19 protein-coding genes are annotated in these 22,735 nt (G+C 63.4%); 11 read left to right on the forward strand and 8 right to left on the reverse strand.

The window, feature by feature from the left end; genetic code table 11:
* The first annotated feature begins 68 nt into the window (after positions 1-68).
* Positions 69-800, forward strand: a complete 732-nt coding sequence (locus C8267_RS02245; protein WP_087360789.1) for a TapB family protein — start codon at positions 69-71, stop codon at positions 798-800.
* 155 nt (positions 801-955) lie between these two features.
* Here C8267_RS02245 and aroB read toward each other — a convergent pair whose 3' ends face one another.
* Positions 956-1,981 carry a 3-dehydroquinate synthase gene (gene aroB, locus C8267_RS02250; protein WP_106633739.1) on the reverse strand — a complete coding sequence of 342 codons (1,026 nt, stop codon included), beginning with the start codon at positions 1,979-1,981 and terminating at the stop codon, positions 956-958.
* An 84-nt stretch (positions 1,982-2,065) separates the two neighbouring features.
* Here aroB and typA point away from each other — a divergent pair, with 84 nt between their 5' ends.
* The 3 genes from typA to C8267_RS02265 all read left to right on the forward strand — a co-directional run bounded on the left by typA (position 2,066) and on the right by C8267_RS02265 (position 5,061).
* The gene (gene typA / locus C8267_RS02255; RefSeq protein ID WP_087360791.1) at positions 2,066-3,868 is read left to right on the forward strand and encodes a translational GTPase TypA; all 1,803 of its coding nucleotides are present in this window, start codon (positions 2,066-2,068) and stop codon (positions 3,866-3,868) included.
* A 9-nt stretch (positions 3,869-3,877) separates the two neighbouring features.
* Positions 3,878-4,192, forward strand: a complete 315-nt coding sequence (locus C8267_RS02260; RefSeq protein ID WP_087360793.1) for a hypothetical protein — start codon at positions 3,878-3,880, stop codon at positions 4,190-4,192.
* A 257-nt stretch (positions 4,193-4,449) separates the two neighbouring features.
* Entirely contained in the window at positions 4,450-5,061 is a 612-nt protein-coding gene (locus tag C8267_RS02265) for a DUF4377 domain-containing protein (RefSeq protein ID WP_106633488.1), read from the forward strand.
* Positions 5,062-5,461: 400 nt separating this feature from the next.
* On the opposite strand, the gene C8267_RS02270 is transcribed toward C8267_RS02265, so the two are convergent.
* The gene (locus C8267_RS02270; RefSeq protein WP_158699669.1) at positions 5,462-6,283 is read right to left on the reverse strand and encodes a hypothetical protein; all 822 of its coding nucleotides are present in this window, start codon (positions 6,281-6,283) and stop codon (positions 5,462-5,464) included.
* Positions 6,284-6,394: 111 nt separating this feature from the next.
* The gene (locus C8267_RS02275; RefSeq protein ID WP_106633490.1) at positions 6,395-6,763 is read right to left on the reverse strand and encodes a YbaN family protein; all 369 of its coding nucleotides are present in this window, start codon (positions 6,761-6,763) and stop codon (positions 6,395-6,397) included.
* Between the two features lie 154 nt (positions 6,764-6,917).
* On the opposite strand from C8267_RS02275, the gene C8267_RS02280 reads away from it, so the two are divergent.
* Together C8267_RS02280 and rpiB are read left to right on the forward strand one after the other, a co-directional pair.
* On the forward strand, positions 6,918-8,228 hold the full coding sequence (locus C8267_RS02280; RefSeq protein ID WP_106633491.1) for a hypothetical protein: 1,311 nt from the start codon (positions 6,918-6,920) through the stop codon (positions 8,226-8,228).
* Positions 8,229-8,389: 161 nt separating this feature from the next.
* A complete protein-coding gene (gene rpiB, locus C8267_RS02285; protein WP_087360802.1) occupies positions 8,390-8,839 on the forward strand; it encodes a ribose 5-phosphate isomerase B in 450 nt (149 codons plus the stop codon).
* A 118-nt stretch (positions 8,840-8,957) separates the two neighbouring features.
* On the opposite strand, the gene ispE is transcribed toward rpiB, so the two are convergent.
* Entirely contained in the window at positions 8,958-9,773 is an 816-nt protein-coding gene (gene ispE, locus C8267_RS02290; RefSeq protein ID WP_087360804.1) for a 4-(cytidine 5'-diphospho)-2-C-methyl-D-erythritol kinase, read from the reverse strand.
* A 360-nt stretch (positions 9,774-10,133) separates the two neighbouring features.
* Between ispE and secA the strand changes: the two genes are divergently transcribed.
* From secA to C8267_RS02310, 4 genes are all read left to right on the forward strand, one after another.
* Positions 10,134-13,436, forward strand: coding sequence for a preprotein translocase subunit SecA (secA, locus tag C8267_RS02295; RefSeq protein ID WP_106633492.1), 3,303 nt, complete (start codon positions 10,134-10,136; stop codon positions 13,434-13,436).
* 99 nt (positions 13,437-13,535) lie between these two features.
* Positions 13,536-13,973, forward strand: coding sequence for a deoxycytidylate deaminase (locus C8267_RS02300; RefSeq protein ID WP_087360808.1), 438 nt, complete (start codon positions 13,536-13,538; stop codon positions 13,971-13,973).
* A 171-nt stretch (positions 13,974-14,144) separates the two neighbouring features.
* Positions 14,145-14,879 (forward strand): SDR family NAD(P)-dependent oxidoreductase, encoded by a 735-nt coding sequence (locus C8267_RS02305; protein ID WP_106633493.1) that lies wholly within the window; start codon positions 14,145-14,147, stop codon positions 14,877-14,879.
* A gap of 53 nt (positions 14,880-14,932) precedes the next feature.
* Positions 14,933-17,422, forward strand: coding sequence for a DUF4982 domain-containing protein (locus tag C8267_RS02310; RefSeq protein WP_106633494.1), 2,490 nt, complete (start codon positions 14,933-14,935; stop codon positions 17,420-17,422).
* A 111-nt stretch (positions 17,423-17,533) separates the two neighbouring features.
* On the opposite strand, the gene C8267_RS02315 is transcribed toward C8267_RS02310, so the two are convergent.
* Positions 17,534-18,850, reverse strand: a complete 1,317-nt coding sequence (locus C8267_RS02315; protein ID WP_106633495.1) for a cytidylate kinase family protein — start codon at positions 18,848-18,850, stop codon at positions 17,534-17,536.
* A gap of 132 nt (positions 18,851-18,982) precedes the next feature.
* Between C8267_RS02315 and C8267_RS02320 the strand changes: the two genes are divergently transcribed.
* Positions 18,983-20,002 carry a helix-turn-helix domain-containing protein gene (locus C8267_RS02320; protein WP_106633496.1) on the forward strand — a complete coding sequence of 340 codons (1,020 nt, stop codon included), beginning with the start codon at positions 18,983-18,985 and terminating at the stop codon, positions 20,000-20,002.
* Between the two features lie 213 nt (positions 20,003-20,215).
* Here C8267_RS02320 and C8267_RS02325 read toward each other — a convergent pair whose 3' ends face one another.
* From C8267_RS02325 to lpxK, 3 genes are read right to left on the reverse strand one after another with little or no spacing between them, the layout of a single operon-like run.
* Positions 20,216-20,728, reverse strand: a complete 513-nt coding sequence (locus C8267_RS02325) for a single-stranded DNA-binding protein (RefSeq protein WP_106633497.1) — start codon at positions 20,726-20,728, stop codon at positions 20,216-20,218.
* A gap of 37 nt (positions 20,729-20,765) precedes the next feature.
* On the reverse strand, positions 20,766-21,572 hold the full coding sequence (locus C8267_RS02330; protein WP_106633498.1) for a purine-nucleoside phosphorylase: 807 nt from the start codon (positions 21,570-21,572) through the stop codon (positions 20,766-20,768).
* On the reverse strand, positions 21,556-22,599 hold the full coding sequence (gene lpxK / locus C8267_RS02335; RefSeq protein WP_087360823.1) for a tetraacyldisaccharide 4'-kinase: 1,044 nt from the start codon (positions 22,597-22,599) through the stop codon (positions 21,556-21,558). Before lpxK ends, C8267_RS02330 begins: the two co-directional genes overlap by 17 nt.
* Positions 22,600-22,735 lie beyond the last annotated feature (136 nt).

Genomic DNA, 22,735 nt, shown 5'->3' on the forward strand with positions numbered 1-22,735 from the left:
CCCGAAAAACCGGCACATTTTGTTATCTTTGTTTTTCAAACGACACAATACCCGAAAAACGCCTCCGCATGAAACGACTGCTGCTTCTTACGGCCGCGCTGCTCTTCGCCGCCGCGGCTTCGGCCCAACCGCTCTGCTGCACCGAGGCCGGAACGGAACTCACCTATGCCCAATACGACGCCTCAGGCACACGCACGGGCCAGACACGCACGCTCGCCCTCTCCTGTGAAGAGACCGACGAGGGGCTGAAGGTCTACACCACCGAAGAGGAGCTCGACCCTTCGGGCACACCTTCCGGCAATGCCCTCAGCACATCGACGCTCGTCCGGCAGAACGACATGGTGCTGCAACTGGACGAGATGCTGCGGGGAATCGACCCCTCGATGCTGCAGGGGATGACCCTCGGCATGGGCGGCGATGCCTACAGCATTCCCTTCGCCATGACGCCGGGCGAGGAGCTCCCCGACATACGGCTCGAACTGAAGGTGAGCAAGGAGGAGCAGTCACTCTCCTTCCGCATCAACATCACCGACCGCAAGGTGCTCGCCCGCGAGGAGCTGGAGACCCCCGCCGGGCGCTTCTCCTGCTTCAAACTGCAGGAAAAATTCAGCTTCCGCTTCCTCTTCTTCAGCTTTGCGTCCCGGCGCGTAGCCTGGTACGCACCCGGCATCGGTGTCGTCCGCGAGGAGGAGCTGACGAAAAAGGGGAAGCTGGAGAGCAGCAGCGAGCTGATTGCCATCCGGCATGCCGACGCGGACGAAGAGCCGGCTGCGGGCGAAGCGACGGCGGGAGCGAAGTAGGCAGCCTCAACGGGGGCCTCGTGAACGGGGCTCCGCAACAACATTTCGGATAGAAAGAGGTCCGGCCGGCATGCGTGCCGGCCGGACCTCTTTTCCATATTTCGCAATGCCCCCTTGCCGGCGCATCCATGCTTCGGAGCCCCGGCAGCCCTTCGCTACCGGGCATCCGTAAAGAGCGTCGCAAACTCCGCCGTCGGGATGTCGCGCACCACGCAGTCGCCGATACCGGCCGGAAGCACGATGTGGAGCGTCCCCTGCTCGTTCTTCTTGTCGTGTCCCGCCTCGCGGAGCAGCCGCTCCAGAGGAACGGGGGGCTGCAGGTCGAACCCCAGCCGTTCGAGCAGCCTCACGATGCGGTCGCACTGCGCCGCATCGAGCAGCCCGAGCTGCCGGGCGGCACCCGCCATGAGGGCGATTCCCACGGCCACCGCCTCGCCGTGGTTCATGCGGTCCGAGCACTTCTCGATGGCATGGGCCAGCGTATGGCCCAGATTGAGCTTGCGCCGCTCGCCCCGCTCCCGCTCGTCGCGTCCGACGATGTCGGCCTTGACCCGGATGGCGGCCGTAATGAGGTCGCGGAGCTGCTCCGGAGCCTCGCGCAGCGCCGCAAAGGAACTCCGCTCGAGCGCGGCGAAGAGGTCGCCGTCGGCAATGAGCGCCGCCTTGACCATCTCGGCCAGTCCGGCCCGGAACTCCCGGTCGGGCAGCGGGCGCAGCATCGCGGGGTCGCAGACAACGAAGTCGGGCTGGGCGAAGCAGCCCGCCATGTTCTTGTATCCGGCCACGTTCACGCCGTTCTTGCCGCCGACACTCGCGTCGACCTGGGCCAGCAGCGTAGTGGCCACGAAGCCGAAGCGCAGGCCGCGCATGTAGGTCGAGGCAACGAACCCCGCCACGTCGGTGACGATGCCGCCCCCGACCCCCAGGATGAAGGTCGAACGGTCGGCCCCCAGGTCGATGAGCCGCTCGTAGAGTTCGCCGACCGTGCGGAGCGTCTTCGAGGCCTCGCCCTGACCGACTAACAGCCGCTCGTAGGGGGCGAGCAGCGGCGCGAAGAGGCGCTCGACCGTGGCATCGGTCACCACCACCACGCGCCCCTCGGGCAGCGCTCCGGCAAGCAGGTCGCCGACGGGTCCCACGTAGACCCGGCTGCGTTCACGGATTTCAAAAGCTGGCTTCATGCGCATTCCCGTTTATCATCAATAAAACAAAAGTAGCATATTTTACCGAGAAATTGCTACCTTTGCAGCGTTAAATCCATAGCTATGCAAAAACTACGCAATATCGCCATTATTGCACACGTGGACCACGGAAAGACCACGCTCGTTGACAAAATGATACTTGCCGGACACGTTCTGCGCGACAACGCCAAGCAGACCGGCGAACTGATTCTGGACAACAACGACCTGGAACGTGAACGCGGTATCACGATTCTCTCGAAGAACGTTTCGGTCATCTACAAGGACTACAAAATCAACATCATCGACACCCCGGGACACGCCGACTTCGGCGGCGAGGTGGAGCGCGTGCTCAACATGTGCGACGGCGTGCTGCTGCTCGTCGACGCCTTCGAGGGGACGATGCCCCAGACGCGTTTCGTGCTGCAGAAGGCGCTGGCGCTGGGCAAGAAGCCCATCGTCGTCATCAACAAGGTCGACAAGCCCAACTGCCGCCCCGAGGTGGTCAACGAACAGGTCTTCGACCTGATGTTCTCGCTCAACGCCACCGAGGACCAGCTCAACTACAAGACCATCTACGGCTCGGCCAAGCAGGGCTGGATGTCCCACAAGTGGAACGAACCCACGAATTCGATTGTCCCGCTGCTCGACGCCATCATCGACGAGATTCCCGAACCGGTGGTGGCCGAGGGAACTCCCCAGCTGCTCATCACTTCGCTCGAATACTCGCCCTACACGGGCCGCATCGCCGTGGGCAAGCTCACGCGCGGCACGCTGCGTGCGGGCCAGAACATTACGCTCGCAAGCCGTGACGGCGTGACGATGCAGAAGACCAAAATCCGCGAGCTGATGGTCTTCGAGGGTCTGGGCAAGAAGAAGGTCGACGAGGTGCCGTGCGGCGAAATCTGCGCCATCACGGGCGTCGAGGGCTTCGAAATCGGCGACACCATCTGCGACTACGACAACCCCGAGCCGCTGCCCCCCATCGCCATCGACGAGCCGACCATGTCGATGCTCTTCACCATCAACAACTCCCCCTTCTTCGGCAAGGACGGCAAGTACGTCACCTCGCGCCACATCAAGGAGCGTCTCGACCGCGAGCTGGAGAAGAACCTCGCGCTGCGCGTAACGCCCGGCCCGACGGCCGACTCGTTCAACGTCTTCGGCCGCGGCGTGCTGCACCTCTCGGTGCTCATCGAGACGATGCGCCGCGAGGGCTACGAACTGCAGGTGGGCCAGCCGCGCGTCATCATCAAGGAGATTGACGGCCGCAAGTGCGAACCCATCGAGGAGATGACGGTCGACTGCCCCGAGCAGTATTCGGGTACGGTCATCGAGCTGGCCACCAAGCGCAAGGGCACGCTGACCAACATGGAGTCGAACGGCGACCGCGTGCGGCTGGAGTTCGACATCCCCTCGCGCGGCATCATCGGCCTGCGCTCCAACATGCTGACCGCCACGGCCGGCGAGGCGGTGATGACCCACCGTCTGAAGGATTTCGAGCCGTGGGTGGGCGACATCGAGATGCGTACCAACGGCTCCATCATCTCGAGCGAGACGGGTACGGCCTACGCCTACTCGATTGACAAGCTGCAGGACCGCGGCCGCTTCTTCATCTCCCCCATGGAACAGGTCTACGAGGGCCAGGTCATCGGCGAGCACACGCGCCAGAACGACATCACGGTAAACGTCACCAAGGCCAAGCAGCTCACCAACATGCGTGCTTCGGGTTCGGACGACAAGGCGGTCATCGTGCCGCCGAAGGTCTTCACGCTCGAGGAGGCGCTCGAGTACATCAAGGAGGACGAATACGTCGAGGTGACGCCCCACGCCATGCGTCTGCGCAAGATTCTGCTGCACGAGGTGGACCGCAAGCGGGCCGCCAAATAGGAACCGGCGATGGACCACTTCACCCTTTCGCTCGTCGTCGGAGCCGTGGCCGGCGCACTGACCGTCATTCCGATGTTCTACCAGCGGGCGGCGGCACACGCAGCCATCGCGGCCTTTCTGGTCTGCCTCTTCGCTTCGGTGCTGACCTTCTACGCCAAGCTGCCCTACCTGCCCTGGTGGGCCGACGGAATGGCCATCATGCTCATGCTGCAGCTCCCGACGCTCTTCGCGCTGGCGGGCAAGGAGCGCAAGACGATTCCCCTGCTGCTCCTCAACGCCCTGCTGCTCGGATTTCTGGTCAGCGTGGCCGAGCGCTACCTGTGAGCGGCGTCAGAAAGGGCGGAGCGGAGGCAAAAGGACTGCACGGAGGGCTGCCGACCCGGCGATGGAGACGGGGGTCACACGAAAGCGTCCGGACCGACGGCAAAAGAGTCCAACATGCTAAAAACAAGAAAAAAAACGGGATTTCTCCCGTTTTTTTCGTATCTTTACGCAGTATGGGAGTGGGCCCGGCGTTTTAACGACAGAAGCACGTTAACGACAGACGCAAGGCCACGCCTTCCCGAAAAACAACCGCGCCCATGAAACGAATCCTGATACTCTGCTCCACGCTCATCGCACTCGCCTTCGCCTCGTGCGCCAGGGACGAGGAGCGCGTCGAGCTCTGGACCGTAGCCTCCGAGATGGGCATTGCCCACGGAGTCTTCAACCTCCAGCCGGCGCTGATGATTCGCACCGACGAGTCGGCCGCCTGGCGCCCGATGTTCGACAACATCGAGGGGTTCACCTACGAGCCGGGCTACGAGTACCGCATCCGCGTACGCATCAATCCCGTGGCCGAGCCGATGGCCGACGCTCCGTCGTCCAAATACGCACTGGTCGAGCTCTACGAAAAACGCCCCGCCTCCTCGAATATCCCGACGGAATACTATCCCGAATTCACGATGGAGGTGGGCACCAGCTTTTCGCACGTCGACGGGGTGGACTATCTGAGCGTCCGCCTGCCCGACTACGGCGTAGTGACCGAGTGGCAGCCCTGGCCGTGGCCCATCGACGGCTTCGACTACGAGGAGGGGCATATCTACCGGCTGCGCATCGGTACCTCGGTAACCCCGGCGCCGGAGGAGCCGGGCCGCTTCGTTGTAAAGTACACGATGCTCGAACTGCTCGACGTGACCGACGCCCAGTTGTAACGGATGTAATGCAGGCCCACGACGACCGACATGCCGCCGGAGAGAGGCTCCGGAGCGAAGAGAGGGCCGGAGCGATGGGAGGACCGGGACGATGGGAGGACCGGGACGAAAACGAGGAGGAGTAAAGAGATATAGAGGTGAGGTATGGAAGGAAGCTGAAGCCTCCCAGCCAATCAGCCCGGTCTGAAACGAAAATAGAACGGAGGGCTGCCCGAATTGTCGGGCAGCCCTCTCTGTTCCGCATCGTTCCATGCCGTTCCGTTCATGGAGCCGGATGCGAAGCCGTACGCCGGGCCGAAGGGGTTGGGCCGAAGGGGTTTGGACCGAAGGAGTTGGGACGGTACATCCTTCGGCAAATGGAGAAAGCCGGAGAGAGATGCGTTGTGAAACGCTGCGGCGCCTATGCGGCCGTGGTCGAGAAGGTCGCCGTGGCCGCTTCGGTCGTCTGTTCGCCCTCCGAACTGATGCCGAAGACGATGACGACATACTCCGTGGACGCCTCAAGACCCTCGAAGAGCAGCCGGTTGCGGCCCGTGTGGGTATAGGAGGGGTCCGACCAGTCGACGTCGTCGAAGAGCTCGGCCGAGAAGATGATGTCGGAGACCGCCTCGTTCACCGTATCGTAGGAAGAGAACTCGTCGGCGCTCATCACCGAGGCGTAGTAGCGCACCGAGGCGTCCGAGGCCCCCACCTCGACCTCAATCGACGAGGCGGTGCACGCAACCTCCTGGATGATGAACTGACACTCGGCCGAGGGGGCGAAGGTTTCGGTGCGGAAGTAGGAGCGCGCCAGGCCGGTGGTCACCGTACCGTCGGCATCAAGGCCGAAGACCCCGACACAGTACTCCGTATCGTAGTAGAGGTCAGTCTCCTGAATGACGGAGCGGCCGCTGCGGAGCTCGCGTCGGAGGTACTCTTCGACCGAGAGTTTGTTCACACCGGCCATCACGCGGATAAAGTCGAGCTTCATGGCGATATACTCCTCGTCGGTGGCGCAGAGGGCATCCACCTCGGCACGGTTGTCGACCGACACGTAGTAGGTGCCTTCGCCCGAGGGGTCGACCGTGACGGTGGCACCGGTCATCGTCGCGTCGGAGACGGAGACCTGGAAACTCAGCGGCTGCTCCGCAGCGGAGTCGTCCGAATCGCTGCAGGAGCCAAAAAGCAGAAGCGCAGAGGCAGAAAGCACAAGCCTCCTGCAAAGAGAGAGCTGTACATACATAGGGCTAAGGGTTAATTTTTGATGGTATACGAAAGATAAGCGAAATTTCCGTACCTGCGACACGGAGGCAGACAAATCGAACCAACTTTCGGGACATATTGAGCGAAAAAATCACCTCTTTTTTGCAGTCCGGTAGGAGAGGATGTGCCACGTGATGCCGCCGGCAAGCAGCAGGAGCCCCGTCTGCGCCCAACGGCACGGCGCCACGACGAAGAGGGCGCAGAACCCCAAGGTCAGCCAGAGCAGCGTGAGCGAGAGGAGCTTCGCCCGCAGGGGAATGGCGCGGTGTTCGCGGAAGTCGCGGATGTAGGGGCCCATCCGCGGATGGGCGAGCAGCCAGGCGTAGAGGCGCGGCGAGCTGCGCACCCACAGAGCCGCCGAAAGCAGCAGAAAGGGGGTGGTAGGCAGCAGCGGAAGGAAGATTCCGGCGATGCCCAGCGCAAGCGACACGGCGCCCAGTATGGCCAGCAGGGTTTTCATGCGGTTCGGTACGGCGGCTCACGCGGCAAAAACCGCGCAAGGGTTGCGACGGCGGCCCGAAGGCGGCTGCGGCAAAATTAACACTTTTCGCCGAAGCGCCCTCCGTGCGAAGGAATTTTTTCCTATCTTTATTCGACACCTGAGAACGGCCACGATGAAAAAACTTGCATTTGCACTGCTTCTGGCTGCAGCCCTCGGCACCTTGCCGGAGGCCCGGGCACAGAGAATCAGCGACTACACGCTCATCATCGACAAGCGAGGCTGCGATGCGGCCAACATGCGCGTCGACTGCTCCTTCAGGCTCGATTTTGAGGAGGCCGACAGCGTGGCCCTCACCTTCGGCGGCGACCCGGAGCTCTCCGTCGAGCACCTGACATTCGGAGCGAACCCCCGGCTCGAAGCGCGCTACGACGCGGCCGACAAACGGCTCCTTCTGCGCAGAAGCGGAGCGCAAAGCGTGCCGGTAAGGATGAGCTACAACTACACGAACCTGTCGGCCTTCTTCATCTACGGGGCCGGTAACGCCGAGCTCTGGGAGACCAGCTACGGCGAGTTCTACTACCCCATCCCGACAAACGGACGGATGGAGCTAACCCTCGAAGTGCGCACTCCCGACTCGCTCTCGTTGCTCGGCTCCTATCCGCTCCGACGCATCGACGCGGGCCGCCATGCCTGCACGGTGAAGGGGATGCTGGCCCAGTCGCTCTCGCTGGCATTCTTCCGCATGGAGGCCTACACGCACTCCGCCGAGGCAACCGCCGGCGGGGACATCGATATCTATCAGCTCGCCGGCATGGAGTGCACACCGGAGCGCCGCAACGAGCTGCTCACGCTGACGCAGGCCGCCACCGACTACTTCGGCCGGATATACGGCGAAACGTACCGCGCGCCGCAGAGGAACATCCCCTCGCTCCCGACCTTCCTCTTCCACGACGGCAAGGGCTTCAGCAACCGCTACAACATAGGCTTCATCTCCGCCTCGCAGGAGAAGTTCTCGACCTACCCCGACATCTATCCGCTGGTCCACGAAATCGGCCACCGCTGGCTGGGCGAATGGACGCTGCTCATCGACGACGGAGAGCCGGGCGCCTACTTCATCAAGGAGTCGCTCAACGAGTTCATGACCCTGATGTTCATCCGCCACCACTTCGGGGAGGAGGCCTACCGCGCACAGCTGGAGCGGTGCGAGCGGGAGTACCGCGCAATCGAGGGGACGCCCGGCGACGAGCCGCTCATCGCGATGGTCCGCAACGACAACAATACGGTCGTCTACCGCAAGGGGCCGCTGCTGCTCGACCGCCTCGCCCGACACATCGGATACGACAGGCTCACGGAGGCCATCGCCGGCTTCTACCGGGAATATTGCGGCAGGCATCCGCTCGCGTATGAAGACTTCGCCGCATGGTTCGAGCGGTGCTGTCCCGGCCGGGGAGCGCTCCTCAACGAGCTGATAACCCGGAAATAACGGGCACAAGGAGACGAAGCCGGAGGTCGGCCGGCGTCCGGCGGCCTCCCCGCCGGGCGGCGGCATGTCGAGAACGTGTCGAAAAAAACAGGAGCCCGACCCTCGGTCGAGAGCCAATAATTGCTATATTTGTCTTCGATAAAAAAACTCACCACACGATTATGGAGAAAAAAATAGGAATCGCCAGCGACCACGCCGGCTACGAGATGAAGGAGTTTCTGGTGGGCTACCTGGGTGCCCAGGGCTACGAAGTGCTCGACTTCGGGACCGATTCGCCCGAGAGCGTCGACTACCCCGACTACGCCCACCCGCTGGCCGAGGCCGTCGAGTCGGGTCAGGTGCCCCTCGGCATCGCACTCTGCGGCACGGGCGTCGGCATGTCCATCACGCTCAACAAGCATCAGGGCATCCGCGCCGGTCTGGCCTGGACTCCCGAAATCGGGGCACTCATCCGCCGCCACAACAACGCCAACATCGTGGTGCTTCCGGCCCGCTTCATCACCAACGACGAGGCCGTAGCCATCCTCGACGCCTACTTCTCGGCCGAGTTCGAAGGGGGACGCCACCAGCGCCGCATCGACAAGATTCCCGTTCCGAAGCAGGAGCAGTAATTCCACCCCGCCCGAAAGCCAACGAAAAGGCGGATGACCCTCACGGAAGGTCATCCGCCTTTTTTATCGCGACGGAACGAAGCCTCGACAGCGCCTCCGTCTGCCGCGTGCGGCCGCCTCAGCGAATCGTTTCGCGGTGGAGGAACTCGCCCTCGAGCAGCGGAAAGTCGGGCGCCGGCTCCTCGAAGAGCCCGAAGACGGCCGAGCCGCTCCCCGACATCGAAGCGTAGAGTGCTCCGGCGGCAAGCATCCGCTCCTTCACCTCACGGATGGCGGGATGGCGGGCGAAGACCGTCGTCTCGAAGTCGTTGGTCACGCGCCCCTGCCACTCCGCAACGGGCAGCCGCAGCCGCTCGCCAAGGGGCGTTTCGGGCACCCGGGGACGGATGCCGGCATAGGCCTCGCGCGTCGAAACCCCCTCCCGGGGCTTCACCACCAGAAGCGTCAGCCCCGCAAGGTCGACCGCGAAGGGGTGCATCACCTCGCCGCGACCCGTGCAGAGCTGGGGCGTATTGCGCACGAAAAAGGCCGTATCGCTCCCCAGCTCGGCGGCCCGGGCGATGAGCTCCTCCTCCGAGAGATGAAGGGCATAGAGCTCGTCGAGGGCCAGCAGCACCGCCGTGCCGTCGGACGAGCCGCCGCCGAGCCCCGCCCCGAAGGGGACCCGCTTCCTAAGGCGCACCTCCGCACCCGCGATGCCGTAGTGCCGCTGCATGAGGCGGCAGGCCTTCATGCAGATGTTCTCCTCGGGGTCGCAGTCGACCGTCAGCCCCTCGCTCCGCAGCGTGAAGGCCGAGGCCGAGGGGAGGACCTCCACCTCGTCGAAGAGCCCGCGCACGGGAAACATCACCGTCTCGAGCTCGTGGTATCCATCCTCGCGGCGGCGCAACACGTCGAGCCCGAGGTTGATTTTGCAGTTTGCCTTGCGTATCATCGTGGAACAAAGATAGTGAAAGGTGGCGGCAAACGGTCGCCACGGCCCGAAATTTTTACCCGACGCCCTTTCAGCCTCTTCCGGCAAGGCCTCCCCGGAGCCCTTCCGCCCCACTATCAAAGGGCTCTCAGAGCTCTTTCCATCCTGTCCTGAAAGGCCTCCCGGCCCGCTCCGGGACCGCGGACCGGGCGGGAACAGCCCGGCGGCCGAGAGCCGCTGCCGCCGGCCGTCCGAAGGGGCAAACGCAAAGATATTCGCAGAGTTTGGTCCGTAGGTTTGCGCTTTTCGCGAAAAATGTGTACTTTTGTAGGATTTACGGTCATAACCGCACACGCAACAGAAAACAACAACAAAACTCTTATGGATATACTTGCCAGTTTAATCAAACTCGTCTTCGGCTCGAAGGCCGACAAGGACCGCAAACAAATCGAACCCTACATCGAGAAAATCAAGGCCGTCTACCCCTCTATCGAGGCCCTCTCGAACGACGAACTCCGCGCCCGCAGCGCCGGGCTCATGAAGCAGATTGCCGACTACATCGCCGACGACGAAGCCCGCATCGTGGAGCTGAAGGCAAAGCTGGAGAAGCCCGAAATCTCGCTCGACGAGAAGGAGAAGATTTCGAAGGAGATTGACGATACGACCAAGCGCATCGACGACAAAATCGAGGTCAAGCTCGACGAAATCCTCCCCGAAGCCTTCGCCATCATGAAGGATACGGCCCGCCGCTTCGCCCAGAACGAGACGGTCGTGGTGACGGCCAACGACTTCGACCGCGAGCTGGCCGCCACGAAGGACTTCGTCACCATCGACGGCGACAAGGCCATATACGCCACCCACTGGCAGGCGGGCGGCAACGACGTGAAGTGGGACATGGTCCACTACGACGTCCAGCTCTTCGGCGGCGTGGTGCTCCACAAGGGCAAAATCGCCGAGATGGCCACGGGTGAGGGCAAGACCCTCGTGGCGACGCTCCCCGTCTTCCTCAACGCCATGGCCCGCAAGGGCGTACACGTGGTGACGGTCAACAACTACCTGGCCAAGCGTGACTCCGAGTGGATGGGCCCGATGTACGAGTTCCACGGACTGTCGGTGGCCTGCATCGACGACACGCAGCCCAACTCGCCGGCCCGCCGCCGCGCCTACATGGCCGACATCACCTTCGGTACCAACAACGAGTACGGCTTCGACTACCTGCGCGACAACATGGCCTCGTCGCCCAAGGACCTCGTGCAGCGCAAGCACCACTACGCCATCGTCGACGAGGTCGACTCGGTGCTCATCGACGACGCCCGTACGCCGCTCATCATCTCGGGCCCCGTGCCCAAGGGCGACGACCAGCTCTTCGAGCAGTACAACCCCGCCATCGAGCACCTCTACAACCTCCAGCGCGCGCTGGTCACCTCGCTGCTGGCCGAGGCGCGGCAGCTCATCTCGGAGGGCAAGACCGAGGAGGGCGGCGTGAAGCTCTACCGCGTGCACAAGGGTCTGCCCAAGTACAAGCCGCTGATTAAGTACCTCTCGGAGACGGGTATCAAGGCGCTGATGCAGAAGACCGAGAACATCTACATGCAGGACAACAACCGCCGCATGCCCGAAATCACCGACGACCTCTACTTCGTCATCGACGAGAAGCTCAACTCGGTGGAGCTCACCGACAAGGGTCACGAGGTGCTCTCGAAATACTTCAACGAGGACGGCTTCTTCGTGCTGCCCGACATCGGCGCCGAGGTGGCCGAGCTCGAGAAGAGTTCGCTCTCGCCCGAGGAGAAGGCGCAGAAGCGCGACGAGGTCATCAACGACTACTCCATCAAGTCGGAGCGCGTCCATACGGTCATCCAGCTGCTGAAGGCCTACGCCATGTTCGAGAAGGATGTCGAGTATGTGGTGATGGACAACAAGGTGAAGATTGTCGACGAGCAGACGGGCCGTATTCTCGACGGCCGCCGCTATTCGGACGGTCTGCACCAGGCCATCGAGGCCAAGGAGCACGTCAAGGTCGAGGCCGCCACGCAGACCTTCGCCACCATCACGCTGCAGAACTACTTCCGCATGTACCACAAGCTGGCCGGTATGACCGGTACGGCCGAGACGGAGGCTTCGGAGTTCTGGAGCATCTACAAGCTCGACGTGGTGGTCATCCCGACCAACCGCCCCGTCATCCGCGACGACCGCCAGGACCTCGTCTACAAGACCAAGCGCGAGAAGTACAACGCCGTCATCGAGGAGATTGTCCGTCTGGTGGGCCAGGGCCGTCCGGTACTGGTCGGCACCACGTCGGTCGAGATTTCGGAGCTGCTGAGCCGCATGCTCAAGCTCCGCGGCATCAAGCACAACGTGCTGAACGCCAAGCAGCACGCACTGGAGGCACAGGTTGTTGCCGAGGCCGGTCGTACGGGCCAGGTGACCATCGCCACCAACATGGCCGGTCGTGGTACCGACATCAAGCTGACGCCCGAGGTGAAGGCCGCAGGCGGTCTGGCCATCATCGGCACGGAGCGCCACGAGAGCCGTCGCGTGGACCGTCAGCTGCGCGGTCGTGCCGGACGTCAGGGCGACCCGGGTTCGTCGCAGTTCTTCGTCTCGCTCGAAGATGACCTGATGCGTCTGTTCGGTTCGGGCCGCATCGCCTCGATGATGGACCGCATGGGTCTGAAGGAGGGCGAGGTGATTCAGGCCGGCATGATGACGCGCGCCATCGAACGCGCCCAGAAGAAGGTCGAGGAGAACAACTTCGGCATCCGCAAGCGTCTGCTCGAGTACGACGACGTGATGAACTCGCAGCGTGAGGTCATCTACACGCGCCGCCGCCATGCACTCTACGGCGAGCGCATCGAGATTGACCTGAACAACATCATGTACGACTATGCCGAGAACTTCGTGGAGACCAACCGCGGCATCGGCTACGAGGACTTCCGCATGGAGCTCATCCGCGAGGTGGCCATCGAGCCCTCGCTCGACGAGGCGGCCTACGAGGCGGCCAAGCCCGGCGAGCTGGTCGAGGCGATTGTCAAGGACCTCAAGGCTGCCTATGCCCGCCGCGCGAAGGCGGTGGCCGACACGGTGCGTCCGGTCATGGAACGCATCTACGAGGACCGCAAGGAGCAGCTCGATTCGGACATCTACTTCCCGCTGACGAACGGCCATCTGGGCTACAACGTCCCGGTCAACCTGCGCAAGTGCAAGGAGACGGACGGTGCGGAAATCTACAAGGTATTCTCGAAGGTGGTAATGTTCACCACCATCGACGACGCCTGGCGCGAGCATCTGCGCGAGATGGACGACCTGCGCCAGAGCGTGCAGAACGCCACCTACGAGCAGAAGGACCCGCTGCTGATTTACAAGTTCGAGTCGTTCGGCCTCTTCTCGAAGATGCTCATCCGCGTCAACCGCGAGGTGCTCTCGATACTCAACCGCTCCTACATTCCGGTGCGCGACAGCGCCTCGGAGGCCGCCGCACAGCGCCAGCAACAGCAGCGCGAGCGGGCGAAGGTCGACGTGAACCGTCTGCAGGCATCGCGCATGCAGGCTGCCGCACAGGCCGGACAGGGCGAGAAACAGAAGCCGATGCCCATCCACGTCGAGAAGAAGGTGGGCCGCAACGACCCCTGCCCCTGCGGCAGCGGCAAGAAGTACAAGAACTGCCACGGCAAGGGGCTGTAGCAGCACGACCCTGAACGAACGTCAACAACCGACGGAGCGAGGCGGCGGGGACGGGAGCGTCCGTCACGTCGCCTCCTCCGTTGGACAAACCACCGCCACATGGGATACCAGGAAGAGAAGCAGCGCCAGCTGGACTTGCGCTATCTGAGAATGGCCCGCATCTGGGCCGAGAATTCGTACTGCGTCCGCCGCAAGGTGGGGGCGCTCATCGTCAAGGACAAGATGATTATCTCGGACGGCTACAACGGCACCCCCTCGGGCTTCGAGAACATCTGCGAGGACGAGACGGGCAAGACGAAGTCCTACGTGCTGCATGCCGAGGCCAACGCCATCACGAAGGTGGCCAAGTCGGCCAACAACTGCGACGGCTCGACGCTCTACATCACGGCAGCCCCCTGCATCGAGTGTTCGAAGCTCATCATCCAGGCCGGCATCAAGCGGGTGGTATACAGCGACGAATACCGCTCGGAGGAGGGGCTCAACCTGTTGCGCAAGGTGGGCATCGAGTGCGTGCAGCGCTCCATCGACGAAGAGTGAGTGCAGACGACTGCACGCGAATACAAACAGGGAGTCTTCCGACCGACGGGAGGCTCCTTTTTTTGTATACGACTTGTGACGGGGGATATTTTGCTGCGCGCTTTTTGCGGCCGGCTGCTTGAAAATCGGCCGAAAATCCGTACCTTGCAACAAATAAAATTGCAACCGGAGATGAAACGAATCGTCATCGTGGGCGCCACCTCGGGCATCGGACTCGAGACGGCCAAACGCTTCATCGGCAAGGGGTGGCGCGTGGGCGTCGCCGGCCGCCGCATCGAACCGCTCGAGGAGCTGCACGCACTGGCACCCGACCGCGTGGAGTACCAAACGCTCGACGTCACGTCGGACGATGCACCTCAACGGCTCGAGGAGCTCATCGAGCGGCTCGGAGGGATGGAGCTCTACCTCCACTGCTCGGGAATCGGCTACCGCAACATAGAACTCGACCCCGCGCTTGAGGTAGCGACGCTGCGCACCAACGGCGAGGGCTTCGTGCGGATGGTGACGGCCGCCTTCGGTTGGTTCCGCGCCCACGGCGGAGGCCATCTGGCCGTCATCAGCTCGATTGCCGGGACGCGGGGGCTGGGCAGCTCGCCGGCCTACTCGGCCACCAAGCGGATGCAGAACACCTACATCGACGCACTGGCCCAGCTCAGCCACATGGAGCGGCTCAACATCCGCCTGACGGACATCCGCCCGGGATTCGTCGCAACGCCGCTGCTGAACAAGGCCAACCACTATCCGATGCTCATGCCCGTCGGACGGGTTGCCGACTGCATCGTCCATGCGCTCGAACACCGCCGCCGGCGCATCGTCATCGACCGGCGCTACGCCGTGATGGTCTTCTTCTGGCGGCGGCTGCCCGAATGGCTCTGGGAGCGGCTCAACGTCCGCACCACGGTTTGAAACAACACCCAAGCCTCAACCAAAACCTCACCCGAAACCAGAATTTCCCCACCATGAAAAAACTGCTTCTGATGCTGGCGCTGCTTCCGCTCGCCGCCCTCGCGCAGCCGCGCACCGAACGGCTGCTCGAACAGGGCTGGCTCTTCACGCGCGAAGATGCGCCCGAATTTGCCCGCAACGACTTCGACGACTCCTCGTGGCAGGCGGTCACCGTGCCCCACGACTGGGCCATCTACGGCCCCTTCAGCGTCGGCAACGACCTCCAGCTCACGGCCATCGCCCAGGACGGCCAGACCCAGGCGATGGAGCATGCCGGCCGCACGGGCGGCCTGCCCTTTGTCGGCACGGGGTGGTACCGGCTCCGCTTCACGACGCCCGAACTGCGCGAAGGGGGCCACTGTACGATGCTCTTCGACGGCGCGATGAGCCACGCCCGAGTCTACGTCAACGGCCACGAGGCCATCTACTGGCCCAACGGCTACAACGCCTTCCACGTCGACATCACCCCCTACCTCCGTCCCGACGGGGAGAACCTGCTGGCCGTGCGGCTCGAGAATCTGCCCGAGTCGTCGCGCTGGTACCCCGGCGCCGGACTGCTGCGCAACGTACATCTGCTCACCACGGGCGAGGCCTACATCCCGGTCTGGGGAACGCAAATCACCACGCCCGTCATCGCCGGCGACCACGCCCGCGTACGGCAGCGGACCGAGGTGGTGCTGCCCGAGGGGCGGACGCTGGCCGACTATACGCTCGCAACGGAGCTGCGCAACGCCGCGGGAGAGGTCGTCGCCTCGGCGCGCACCGACGGCACGCGCTACGACAACCACGCCGTCGAGCAGGAGTTCATCGTCGAGCACCCCGCGCTGTGGAGCCCCGAAACGCCGGCACTCTACACCTCCGTCACACGGCTCTACGAGGGTGACCGCCTCTGCGACGAGTATACGACGCGCTTCGGCATCCGCACCGTCGAAGCGGTACCGGGCCGGGGCTTCCTGCTCAACGGCCAACCGGTGAAGTTCCGCGGCGTCTGCAACCACCACGACCTCGGCCCGCTGGGCGGCATTGCCAACGAGGCGGGCCTCCGGCGTCAGGTCCGGCTGCTCAAGGAGATGGGCTGCAACGCCATCCGCACCTCGCACAACATGCCCGCCCCGGAGCTGGTGGCCGCCTGCGACGAGATGGGAATGATGGTGATGGCCGAATCGTTCGACGAATGGAAGGCCCCGAAGGTCGAGAACGGCTACCACCTCCACTTCGACGAGTGGGTCGAACGCGACCTGGTCAATCTGGTACGCCACTTCCGCAACTCCCCCAGCGTGGTGATGTGGTGCATCGGCAACGAGGTGCCCGACCAGTGGGACGGCGACCGGGGTCCGAAGCTCACGCTCCGGCTCCAGAGCATCTGCCACCGCGAGGACCCGACACGCCCCGTGACGCAGGGCATGGATGCCCCCGATGCGGTGGTGAACAACAACATGGCCGCCGTGATGGACATCCCCGGCTTCAACTACCGCCCGCACAAGTATCCCGAGAACTACGCCAAGCTGCCGCAGCGGATGATTCTGGGCAGCGAGACCGCCTCGACGCTCAGTTCGCGCGGCGTCTACAAGTTCCCCGTCGTGCGGCGTTCGATGCACCGCTACGACGACCATCAGGCCTCGTCGTACGATGTGGAGCACTGCGGCTGGTCGAACCTTCCGGAGGATGACTTCATCCAGCACGACGACCTGCCCTACTGCATGGGCGAATTCGTCTGGACGGGCTTCGACTATCTGGGCGAGCCGACCCCCTACTACTCCGACTGGCCGAGCCACTCGTCGCTCTTCGGCATCATCGACCTGGCGGGTCTGCCGAAGGACCGCTACTGGCTCTACCGCAGCCACTGGAATCCCGAGGTAGAGACGCTCCACATCCTGCCCCACTGGACCTGGCCCGGACGCGAGGGGGAGACGACCCCCGTCTTCGTCTACACGAACTACCCCTCGGCCGAGCTCTTCATCAACGGCAAGAGCCAGGGACGCCGCAGCAAGGATTTCTCCGTAAAGGTCGACAACAGCGGCGACTCGCTCTCGCTCAACAGCTTCGCCCGTCAGCGCCGCTACCGGCTCATGTGGATGGATACGCGCTACGAGCCCGGCACGCTGCGTGTGGTGGCCTACGACGCCGAAGGGCGTCCCGTGGCCGAGCGCGAGCTCCGCACGGCGGGCAAGCCCAGCCGGATTGTGCTGACGCCCGACCGCGAACGGATGGCGGCCGACGGCAAGGACCTCATCTTCGTGACGGTGAGCGTCGTCGACCGCAACGGGAACCCCTGCCCGACGGCCGACAACGAAATCCGGTTCCGCGTGACGGGCAACGGCTGCTACCGCGCCGGAGCCAACGGCGACCCCACATCGCTCGAATCGTTCCAGGAGCCGCACATGAAGCTCTTCTCGGGCATGATGACCGCCATCATCGTCTCGGACGGCACGCCGGGCGAAATCACGGTGGAGGCCACCTCGCCGGGGCTCAAACGGGCGCGGCTGACCCTCCGCGGCGAGTAGCGGACGCACGCCCAACGAAAGGAAACGCAATACGGGCCGGAATCCATCATGGGGATTCCGGCCCGTACCGTTTTCGGCGCTTCGGTCACACAGCCGTTACTTCTCGCCGCTCTACTTCGTGCCGCTCGGCTTCGCGCTGCCGCACCGCTCGCGGTACATCGTCCGAATGAGGGCGGCAGCGGCCTCAAGCGAAACATGCCCCGTATTGACCATCAGGTCGTAGTGGTGCGGGTCGGACCACCGCTGCCCGGTATAGAACTCATAGTGGTTGCTGCGGTTGCGGTTGACGCGCTCGATTTCGGCCTCGGCCTCCGATTCGGGAAGGTCATACTCCTCGACGCAGCGGGCCACGGCATCCGCCCGGTCGCAGCAGCAGAAGATGCGGAGCACCCGCGGCGAGGAGCGCAGCACGAAGTCGGCGCAGCGGCCGACGATGATGCAGGGCCCCTTGGCGGCCAGCTCCTGCACAATCTTGCTCTCGGCAACGAAGAGCACGTCGTCGGTAGAGAGGCCGCGTCCGGCCCGTGTGCCCGACGAGAGGATGCACTTGAGCCAGAAGGAGGGGATTGACTGCTCGTTCTCGACGATGTAGCGCTCGTCAACGCCGCTCTTCTGCGCCGCCAGACGGATGAACTGACGGTCGTAGAGCGGCAGGTGCAGCTCACGCGCAAGCAGCTCGCCCAGGCGGTGGCCGCCGCTGCCGAATTCGCGGGCAATCGTTATCACGGCATGGTCGGCATCCGGAGCTGCGGCCGTTCCTTGGCCCGCCGCACCATCGAGCCCCGTCCAATGGTCGAGCCGCCGGAAGCAGGGGGTCAAAAAGTGGACGATGGGCCCCACGGCGAGCGCCGCCACGACCGTACCCTCGCGCACACCGCGGATATCGGCCATGAAGAGGTAGGAGAGCAGGCAGGCCAGCAGCACCAGCGTCAGGTCGAAGGCCAGCTTCGTATAGCCGAAGTCGAAGTGGTGGCGGCGGCAGATGACCTGGACCAGATATTCGCCGGCCGTCATCGCCACGTTGACCCGCACCTCGAGCGCGATGCCCGCCGCCAGAATGAAGCACCCGACGATGAGCCACAGCAGCTTGGCCGCATAGGCCACAGGCTCGAGCCAGAAGAGCATCAACATGGCGCAGTCGATGAAGAGTCCGAAGCTGAGCGAGATGGGAATCTGCAGCAGGTAGGAGGTGCGTTCGCGGCGCAAATCCTCGCGCGTCATGAAGAGGAGGTCCAGCAGCACGAAGGTGAGGTTGAGCAGGATGGTCCACTGCCCCATCGTGAGCGGCGTGAACATGCTCAGCACGTAGTTCACGCTCGTGATGGGTGAGGTGCCCAGCAACGCCTTGGTGATGAAGGCCACGCCCAGCGCATTGATGAAGAGCGACAGGACGAAGAGGGCATAGCGCCGGAAAAGATATCGGTCCATGGGTATTCCCGTTTGAATGTTCAGGCGACAAAGTTCGCACAGTTTTCGGTCATTCCGACACAAATATGCGACTCAGTTTGGTAAAAAACGAAACAAATCGTACCTTTACGGAACAAATCTCCGTCCATCCGCATGCAAATTCCGCTTCCCGACTTTCTGCACCCCGTAACAGCCGGCGCGCCGGTCTACTGCGGCACGGCCTCCGGCGGAGGCACACCAGGCCGGAGCATGGTGCTGGAGCGGGGGTTTCACTTCGTACTCTGCACCGGAGGCAGCGCACTGGTCGTCGAAGGGGCCGACACGGCCGCCCGAAAAGTTGCAGAGCTACCCCACGCAGCCGAAAGCCGGGACACCGACGAACCAAACATGCCGACACCCGGGAACACCGACAAGGGCCACAGAAACGAGATGGGCGACAAGGGAGGCGCCGCCGGGTCGAAGCCCCGCAAAGGGGAACGGAGGCTGCAGCAGGGCGACCTGCTGCTGCTCTCGCCCAGCCGCACGGCAACGTTGCGGCTCGACGGAGCGCACGACACGCTGGAGTGCATCTGCATCGACCCCGACTACTTCGACACGCTGCCCGACGGACAGCCCCTCTACAACCAGCTTTCGGGGTATCTGGGCGACGACCGGCTGCCGGTCGTTCGGCTCGACGGGACACAATACGGGGCACTGCGGCTCACCGCATCGCTCTTTCCGGCCCATCCGGCCGGGAGCGGGCTCTACGACGAAGCCATCCTCCGCCACCTCTGCAGCCTCTTCCTGCTCCAGACGGCCGGGCTGCTCTATCGCCACCGGGCCAACGCCCCGGCATTCGTCAAGCGGCCCAACGAAATTTTCCGCAGCTTCAAGCGTCTGGCCGTCAAGAACTACCGCACGGCCCACGACATCGCCTTCTACGCCGGACGGCTCCACATCTCGTCCACCTACCTCTCACGGATTGTGAAGCAGGTGACGGGCCACACGGTCAAGGCCCATCTGGCGGAACTGCTCTGCGCCGACGCCCGGCGGCTGCTGAGCTGCTCGGACCTGGACATCAAGGAGATTGCCGATACGCTCGGCTTCTCCGACCAGTCGGCCTTCGGAAAGTTCTTCGCCCGGCAGACCGGCTGCTCGCCGCTCCGCTTCCGCCGCGAACGGGCAACGCGCTGAGCCCCTTTTCCATACCGGTCGGGCCTCCAGCGGCACTCAGCTCCGGCCCCCTCCCGCACCTTTTTACTCCTCCACGTCGTCTCTCGGCTCCCCTACCCTGTATCCCGTTCCGTCTCGTCGTCACGCGGCTCACCTCTCCTCCGAAAACGAAGCGAGCCCGCACGACACTCGGGTCGTGCAGGCTCGCTTACAGCAGGGTCCGCTGCGGCGGCCTCAGAAGGGAAGGTCGTCGGGGTCCTCCTCGGGCATGACGGGCGCCTGAGCGGGCTGAGACTGCGGCTGAGGCTGAGCGGCTGCCGGCCGGGGCTGCGCACTCTGCGCCGGCTGGCCGTAGGCGCCGTTCTGCGCCTGGGAGCCTCCGTACCCCGAAGCCCCTTCGGACGAGGCGGGGTTGTCGCTGCGACGTCCCAGCAGGTTCATCGTATCGGCCAGAATCTCGGTCGTATAGCGCTTGTTGCCATCCTTGTCCATCCACTCGCGCGTACGCAGACGCCCCTCGATGTAGAGCTGCGTCCCCTTGCGCACGTAGCGGTCCACCACGTCGGCCAAACCGCGCCACAGCGTAATGGTGTGCCACTCGGTGTGCTCCTTCGTTTCGTTGGTCTGCCGGTCGAACAGACGCTCGGTCGTCGCCAGACGCACGCGAGCCACCTTCGTGCCGTTCTCGAGGCTCCGCACTTCGGGGTCAATGCCCACGTTGCCAATCAGAATTACCTTGTTTACCATATGTGAATCCTTATGTGTTCCATACCTCGGCCGATGCTCAGAGCGAGCGAATCATCCGCTTGAAGAGCACGGCCATGCGCGTTCCGGCCAGCCGGCCCTGACGCTGTACATCCTCGTGGTCGCCCACCTCGTCCGACAGGCCGCAGTTGGTGATGACCGAGATGCCGAAGACCGGAACCGACATGTGGCGCGCCACAATCACCTCCGGAACGGTCGACATGCCCGCGGCATCGCCGCCGATGGCCTTGAAGTAGCGGTATTCGGCCTGCGTCTCGAAGGTCGGACCCGTGCCGCCCACGTAGACGCCGTACTGCAGCTTGATGTGCTCCTCCTGGGCGATGGCCGTCGCGCGGGCAATCAGCTCGCGGTCGTAGCAGTTGTGCATGTCGGGGAAGCGGGGGCCCAGTTCGGCCATGTTGGGGCCGATGAGCGGGTTGGGCATCAGGTTGATGTGGTCGGTGATGACCATCAGGTCGCCCACGCGGAACGAGGTGTTGATGCCTCCCGAAGCGTTCGAGACAAAGAGGTAGCGAATGCCCAGCAGCTTCATCACCCGCACGGGGAAGGTCACCTGCTGCATGCCGTAGCCCTCGTAGTAGTGGAAGCGGCCCTGCATGGCCACCACGCGATGACCCTCGACCAGGCCGAAAATAAGCCGTCCCTTGTGGCCCTCGACCGTCGAGACGGGGAAATTGGGAATGTCGTGGTAGTCGATGGTGTATTTCGTCTCAATCTGGTCGGCGAAATCGCCCAGACCGGTTCCGAGAATGATGCCCACTTCGGGGCGGAACGACTCGGTCGCCTGCTCCAGGAAGGCTGCCGTCTTTTTAATTTCCTCTAACATCTTCTTCGAGTTTTTGCAGAAAATCCGTTGCCGAATCCTCTATGAATGAAATATTTATGGGCATATAATACAATCGCCGGCGCACCTCCTCCGGAATCTTCGAGCTGCCCACCATCTTGACCGCATCCTTCTCCGTGGTGACAATCGACGCCTCGGGGCACTGCCCCACCATGCGGGCCAGCATCGACATGTCGCGCACCTTATATACATGGTGGTCGTCGAGCGACACCTCCTCGACCACGTCGTAGTACTCGCGCAGCGAGGCGACGAAGGGCTTCGGATTGCCAATCCCCGACAGTGCAATGACCTTGCCGCCCGGAGCGGGCGACGGCGCGAGCGCCTCGCCGGGGAAGAGCGGCTGGGGCATGAAACTCTCGAAACGGGTGAAGTAGACCTTCTGGTAGGCCACCTGGATGAGCACCTTGCGCAGGATGCGCCGGTCGATGGGGGCCATCTTCTCGGGACACTTCGTCACGATGAAGTAGTGGGCGCGGTGCAGCGCCTCAGGCAGGTCGCGCAGCGTACCGGCCGGCAGCATCCGGTCGTGCTGGATGGGACGCGTGGCGTCGACCATCACGATGTTGATTTTCGGCTCGACGTAGCGGTGCTGGAAACCGTCGTCCATGACGATGAGATCTATCTCGGGATGCTCCGTCTGGATGCGCCGGATGGCGTCGGCCCGCTTCTCGCAGACCACCACCAGCGTCTCGGGGAACTTGCGCTTGATTTGCAGCGGTTCGTCGCCCACGTCGCGGTAGTGCGACGTAGGCTCCACCTCGAGGTAGCCCTTCGTCCGGCGGCCGTAGCCGCGCGAGAGCAGCGCCACGCGGTGCATCTGCGACATGTAGCCGATGACCATCTCGGCCATTGGGGTTTTGCCCGTACCGCCGACCGTGATGTTGCCGATGCAGATAATCGGGATGTCGAACTTCTCGCTCTTGAGCACACCCCAGTCGAACAGGCGGTGACGCAACGTCACGGCCATGCCGTAGAGCCATGAGGCGGGGGCGAGCAACTGTTTGAGCATCCGGACAATTCGTTTAGATACACGGTCTTCCAAGTTTCAAAGGTAGGAATAAATCCCCGGACCGCAAAACAAATCCCGACAAAACTCGCCGCCTGCGAGAATCGGGCAATAAAATGCGGCGCGAATCCGTTTTTTC

This window comes from Alistipes sp. Marseille-P5061 (assembly GCF_900290115.1).
Lineage (GTDB): Bacteria > Bacteroidota > Bacteroidia > Bacteroidales > Rikenellaceae > Alistipes > Alistipes excrementigallinarum.

What these genes read in the sequence shown, in the direction of transcription:
- C8267_RS02245 (WP_087360789.1), top strand. Translation starts at nt 69, where the DNA reads ATGAAACGACTGCTGCTTCTTACGGCCGCGCTGCTCTTCGCCGCCGCG.
- aroB (WP_106633739.1), bottom strand. Translation starts at nt 1,981, where the DNA reads ATGAAGCCAGCTTTTGAAATCCGTGAACGCAGCCGGGTCTACGTGGGA.
- typA (WP_087360791.1), top strand. Translation starts at nt 2,066, where the DNA reads ATGCAAAAACTACGCAATATCGCCATTATTGCACACGTGGACCACGGA.
- C8267_RS02260 (WP_087360793.1), top strand. Translation starts at nt 3,878, where the DNA reads ATGGACCACTTCACCCTTTCGCTCGTCGTCGGAGCCGTGGCCGGCGCA.
- C8267_RS02265 (WP_106633488.1), top strand. Translation starts at nt 4,450, where the DNA reads ATGAAACGAATCCTGATACTCTGCTCCACGCTCATCGCACTCGCCTTC.
- C8267_RS02270 (WP_158699669.1), bottom strand. Translation starts at nt 6,283, where the DNA reads ATGTATGTACAGCTCTCTCTTTGCAGGAGGCTTGTGCTTTCTGCCTCT.
- C8267_RS02275 (WP_106633490.1), bottom strand. Translation starts at nt 6,763, where the DNA reads ATGAAAACCCTGCTGGCCATACTGGGCGCCGTGTCGCTTGCGCTGGGC.
- C8267_RS02280 (WP_106633491.1), top strand. Translation starts at nt 6,918, where the DNA reads ATGAAAAAACTTGCATTTGCACTGCTTCTGGCTGCAGCCCTCGGCACC.
- rpiB (WP_087360802.1), top strand. Translation starts at nt 8,390, where the DNA reads ATGGAGAAAAAAATAGGAATCGCCAGCGACCACGCCGGCTACGAGATG.
- ispE (WP_087360804.1), bottom strand. Translation starts at nt 9,773, where the DNA reads ATGATACGCAAGGCAAACTGCAAAATCAACCTCGGGCTCGACGTGTTG.
- secA (WP_106633492.1), top strand. Translation starts at nt 10,134, where the DNA reads ATGGATATACTTGCCAGTTTAATCAAACTCGTCTTCGGCTCGAAGGCC.
- C8267_RS02300 (WP_087360808.1), top strand. Translation starts at nt 13,536, where the DNA reads ATGGGATACCAGGAAGAGAAGCAGCGCCAGCTGGACTTGCGCTATCTG.
- C8267_RS02305 (WP_106633493.1), top strand. Translation starts at nt 14,145, where the DNA reads ATGAAACGAATCGTCATCGTGGGCGCCACCTCGGGCATCGGACTCGAG.
- C8267_RS02310 (WP_106633494.1), top strand. Translation starts at nt 14,933, where the DNA reads ATGAAAAAACTGCTTCTGATGCTGGCGCTGCTTCCGCTCGCCGCCCTC.
- C8267_RS02315 (WP_106633495.1), bottom strand. Translation starts at nt 18,850, where the DNA reads ATGGACCGATATCTTTTCCGGCGCTATGCCCTCTTCGTCCTGTCGCTC.
- C8267_RS02320 (WP_106633496.1), top strand. Translation starts at nt 18,983, where the DNA reads ATGCAAATTCCGCTTCCCGACTTTCTGCACCCCGTAACAGCCGGCGCG.
- C8267_RS02325 (WP_106633497.1), bottom strand. Translation starts at nt 20,728, where the DNA reads ATGGTAAACAAGGTAATTCTGATTGGCAACGTGGGCATTGACCCCGAA.
- C8267_RS02330 (WP_106633498.1), bottom strand. Translation starts at nt 21,572, where the DNA reads ATGTTAGAGGAAATTAAAAAGACGGCAGCCTTCCTGGAGCAGGCGACC.
- lpxK (WP_087360823.1), bottom strand. Translation starts at nt 22,599, where the DNA reads ATGCTCAAACAGTTGCTCGCCCCCGCCTCATGGCTCTACGGCATGGCC.